The organism is Aeromicrobium sp. PE09-221 (assembly GCF_002174305.1).
GTDB lineage: Bacteria > Actinomycetota > Actinomycetes > Propionibacteriales > Nocardioidaceae > Aeromicrobium.
Genome location: NZ_MIJB01000045.1, coordinates 1 through 5,356, shown reverse-complemented (window position 1 = coordinate 5,356; position 5,356 = coordinate 1). Strand labels below are relative to the sequence as shown.

Here is a 5,356-nt window from a genome sequence, read left to right as displayed (position 1 = left end):
AGGGCTTGACTTCCGGGTTCGGAATGTGACCGGGTATTTCCCCTTCGCTATGGTCGCCGTAACTCTCTCAACCATCCAACTATCCAATTAATAGCCGTTGATGGTCTGGGAACCTCATAGTGGACGCGAACAACTCGAAAAGTATGTGTTGAGTGACAAGCCCTCGGCCTATTAGTACCAGTCAGCTCCACACATTGCTGTGCTTCTACTTCTGGCCTATCAACCCAGTGGTCTGCTGGGGGCCTTAACCCATACGGGTGGGAAACCTCATCTTGAAACGTGCTTCCCGCTTAGATGCTTTCAGCGGTTATCACTTCCGAACGTAGCCAACCAGCCGTGCACCTGGCGGTACAACTGGCACACCAGAGGTTCGTCCACCCCGGTCCTCTCGTACTAGGGGCAGCCTTTCTCAAGTTTCCTACGCGCGCGGCGGATAGGGACCGAACTGTCTCACGACGTTCTAAACCCAGCTCGCGTGCCGCTTTAATGGGCGAACAGCCCAACCCTTGGGACCTGCTACGGCCCCAGGATGCGACGAGCCGACATCGAGGTGCCAAACCATCCCGTCGATATGGACTCTTGGGGAAGATCAGCCTGTTATCCCCGGGGTACCTTTTATCCGTTGAGCGACGCCGCTTCCACATGCCAGCGCCGGGTCACTAGTCCCGACTTTCGTCCCTGCTCGAGCCGTCACTCTCGCAGTCAAGCTCCCTTGTGTACTTACACTCAACACCTGATTGCCAACCAGGCTGAGGGAACCTTTGGGCGCCTCCGTTACATTTTAGGAGGCAACCGCCCCAGTTAAACTACCCACCAGGCACTGTCCCTGATCCGGATAACGGACCTAAGTTAGATATCTAGTACGACCAGAGTGGTATTTCAACGATGACTCCACAACCACTGGCGTGGCCGCTTCACAGTCTCCCACCTATCCTACACAAGTCGAACCAAACACCAATACCAAGCTATAGTAAAGGTCCCGGGGTCTTTCCGTCCTGCCGCGCGTAACGAGCATCTTTACTCGTAGTGCAATTTCGCCGAGTTCATGGTTGAGACAGCGCCCAAGTCGTTACTCCATTCGTGCAGGTCGGAACTTACCCGACAAGGAATTTCGCTACCTTAGGATGGTTATAGTTACCACCGCCGTTTACTGGGGCTTAAGTTCTGCGCTTCGCCTTGCGGCTAACACGTCCCCTTAACCTTCCAGCACCGGGCAGGAGTCAGTCCGTATACGGCGTCTTACGACTTAGCACGGACCTGTGTTTTTAATAAACAGTCGCTTGGGCCTGGTCTCTGCGGCCTTCAACGCTTCCCACCGCAAGGGTGTTCACGTATCCGGCCCCCCTTCTCCCGAAGTTACGGGGGCATTTTGCCGAGTTCCTTAACCATGATTCACTCGATCACCTTAGTATTCTCTACCTGACCACCTGAGTCGGTTTGGGGTACGGGCGGCTACAGATCTCGCTAGATGCTTTTCTCGGCAGCATAGGATCACTCACACAACACCCGTAGGTGAAGTGGCATCGAATCTCAGACACACAGACGGCGGATTTGCCTACCGTCAGCCCTACATTCTTACCCTCGGACAACCATCGCCGAGGATGAGCTACCTTCCTGCGTCACACCATCGCTTGGCTACTACCAGCTCGGGTCACACGCTCCACCAATCCCTGTCTCCGAAGAGACTGAAGACGGCTTCGGGTGCTTAGCATCACTGACCTCGCCAGGGGCGATCTATCGCCGGTACGGGAATATCAACCCGTTGTCCATCGACTACGCCTGTCGGCCTCGCCTTAGGTCCCGACTTACCCAGGGAAGATTAGCTTGACCCTGGAACCCTTGGTCATCCGGTGGAAGAGTTTCTCACTCTTCATTCGCTACTCATGCCTGCATTCTCACTCGTGTCGCATCCACAACTCGGTCACCCGGCTGCTTCACTCGCGACACGACGCTCCCCTACCCATCCACACGACTGGACCACATAGGCCTATCACAAGTGTGAATGCCATAGCTTCGGCGGATTGCTTGAGCCCCGCTAAATTGTCGGCGCGGAATTACTTGACCAGTGAGCTATTACGCACTCTTTCAAGGATGGCTGCTTCTAAGCCAACCTCCTGGTTGTCTCTGCGACTCCACATCCTTTTCCACTTAGCAACCGCTTAGGGGCCTTAGCTGATGGTCTGGGCTGTTTCCCTCTCGACTACGAAGCTTATCCCCCGCAGTCTCACTGCAACGCTCTCACTTACCGGCATTCGGAGTTTGGCTGAGTTCAGTAAGCTGGTAGGCCCCCTAGCCCATCCAGTGCTCTACCTCCGGCAAGAAACACGTCACGCTGCACCTAAATGCATTTCGGGGAGAACCAGCTATCACGGAGTTTGATTGGCCTTTCACCCCTATCCACAGGTCATCCCCCCAGTTTTTAACCTAGGTGGGTTCGGTCCTCCACGCGGTCTTACCCGCGCTTCAACCTGCCCATGGATAGATCACTCCGCTTCGGGTCTAGATCATGCAACTCAAACGCCCTATTCGGACTCGCTTTCGCTACGGCTCCACCCCAACGGCTTAACCTCGCTACATAACACTAACTCGCAGGCTCATTCTTCAAAAGGCACGCCGTCACACCCACAAGGAATGCTCCGACGGATTGTATGCACATGGTTTCAGGTACTCTTTCACTCCCCTCCCGGGGTACTTTTCACCTTTCCCTCACGGTACTAGTCCGCTATCGGTCATCGAGGAGTATTTAGGCTTAACGGGTGGTCCCGCCAAATTCACACCGAATTTCAGGAGTACGGTGCTACTCGGGGTCACGCACAAGAGCCACCAGCTTACAGCTACGGGGATCTCACCCTCTCTGTCACGACATCCCAGTCGCTTCACCTTCACTGATGGTTTCTCACTCTTCGACCGTCCGGCAGAACGATCAGCACGGCCCCACGACCCCCCAGATGCAACGCCTGCCGGCTATCACACACCTGAGGTTTAGCCTCATCCGGTTTCGCTCGCCACTACTCCCGGAATCACGGTTGTTTTCTCTTCCTGCGGGTACTGAGATGTTTCACTTCCCCACGTTCCCTCCACACGCCCTATATATTCAAGCGCGGGTAACACGACATAACTCGTGCTGGGTTTCCCCATTCGGACATCCCCGGATCACAGCTCGGTTGTCAACTCCCCAGGGCTTTTCGCAGACTCCAACGTCCTTCATCGGCTCTCGATGCCAAGGCATCCACCATGTGCACTTAGTAGCTTGTCAACACTACAAAGATGCTCGCGTCCACTATGAAGTTCTCAAAACACCACCGGCACCACGAACAACCCCCACCAAACCCACCAGCCACAGCCAGCAGTGGTATGAGAGCCACGCAGCCCCACCAAGCCACCAGACAAACGCCCAATGCCTCATAACCCAACAGTGTGCCACCCCCACCACCACACCCAAACAGCATGCATGATGAGCACCCACCCCAAAAGAGACAGGCAACGCAGTCGACGTCCACTCAATGAGCAGCCACCGGGCACCACACACGGGCACCAACAGCGACAACAACAACCACACCCACAGGCACGATTGCGCTATATGCTCCTTAGAAAGGAGGTGATCCAGCCGCACCTTCCGGTACGGCTACCTTGTTACGACTTCGTCCCAATCGCCAGCCCCACCTTCGACGGCTCCCTCCCACAAGGGGTTAGGCCACCGGCTTCGGGTGTTGCCGACTTTCATGACGTGACGGGCGGTGTGTACAAGGCCCGGGAACGTATTCACCGCAGCGTTGCTGATCTGCGATTACTAGCGACTCCGACTTCATGGGGTCGAGTTGCAGACCCCAATCCGAACTGAGACCGGCTTTTTCCGATTCGCTCCACCTCACGGCTTCGCAGCGGTTTGTACCGGCCATTGTAGCATGCTTGAAGCCCTGGACATAAGGGGCATGAAGACTTGACGTCATCCCCACCTTCCTCCGAGTTGACCCCGGCAGTCTCCTATGAGTCCCCACCATCACGTGCTGGCAACATAGGACGAGGGTTGCGCTCGTTGCGGGACTTAACCCAACATCTCACGACACGAGCTGACGACAGCCATGCACCACCTGTATACCGACCACAAGGGAAACCACATCTCTGCAGTCGTCCGGCATATGTCAAACCCAGGTAAGGTTCTTCGCGTTGCATCGAATTAATCAGCATGCTCCGCCGCTTGTGCGGGCCCCCGTCAATTCCTTTGAGTTTTAGCCTTGCGGCCGTACTCCCCAGGCGGGGCGCTTAATGCGTTAGCTGCGGCACGGAAACCGTGGAAGGTCCCCACACCTAGCGCCCAACGTTTACGGCATGGACTACCAGGGTATCTAATCCTGTTCGCTCCCCATGCTTTCGCTCCTCAGCGTCAGGAAATGCCCAGAGAACCGCCTTCGCCACCGGTGTTCCTCCTGATATCTGCGCATTCCACCGCTACACCAGGAATTCCATTCTCCCCTGCATCCCTCAAGTCTGCCCGTATCGAAAGCACGCTCAGAGTTAAGCCCTGAGTTTTCACTCCCGACGCGACAAACCGCCTACGAGCCCTTTACGCCCAATAATTCCGGACAACGCTCGGACCCTACGTATTACCGCGGCTGCTGGCACGTAGTTGGCCGGTCCTTCTTCTGCACCTACCGTCACTCTCGCTTCGTCGGTGCTGAAAGAGGTTTACAACCCGAAGGCCGTCATCCCTCACGCGGCGTTGCTGGATCAGGCTTTCGCCCATTGTCCAATATTCCCCACTGCTGCCTCCCGTAGGAGTCTGGGCCGTGTCTCAGTCCCAGTGTGGCCGGTCACCCTCTCAGGCCGGCTACCCGTCGTCGCCTTGGTGAGCCACTACCTCACCAACAAGCTGATAGGCCGCGAGCCCATCCCTCTCCGCCAGAACTTTCCACCCCCACACATGCGTGCAAGAGTCATATCGGGTATTAGCCAGCGTTTCCACTGGTTATCCCCAAGAGAAGGGCAGGTTGCTCACGTGTTACTCACCCGTTCGCCGCTCGTGTACCCCCGAAAGGGCCTTACCGCTCGACTTGCATGTGTTAAGCACGCCGCCAGCGTTCGTCCTGAGCCAGGATCAAACTCTCCGTTGAAAAACAACAAAAAGCCCAACCCCAAAACACAGAACCACCAAAAACTGGCAGTAAACTGTCTCGGAATCGAAACACCCACAACCCCAAAAGGCCATGAGCGCCTAATTAATTCAAAAAATCGTCGACTAAATGACACACTGTTGAGTTATCAAACATCAGACGCACACCACAGACATGACCCTCGTTCGAAGCTGTCGAAGCCAGCTTGTCTATCCTAGACACATCAATCCACCCCCAAAACCCAT

At 55.7% G+C, this 5,356-nt stretch carries 3 rRNA genes; all 3 read right to left on the bottom strand.

The features are described 5' to 3' along the window. Positions 1-61: ribosomal RNA gene (gene rrf / locus BHE97_RS18700) — 5S ribosomal RNA — on the bottom strand; the annotation flags it as partial. Positions 62-151: 90 nt separating this feature from the next. Further along, a 23S ribosomal RNA gene (locus BHE97_RS18695) occupies positions 152-3,256 on the bottom strand. Positions 3,257-3,591: 335 nt separating this feature from the next. Further along, a 16S ribosomal RNA gene (locus BHE97_RS18690) occupies positions 3,592-5,111 on the bottom strand. Positions 5,112-5,356 lie beyond the last annotated feature (245 nt).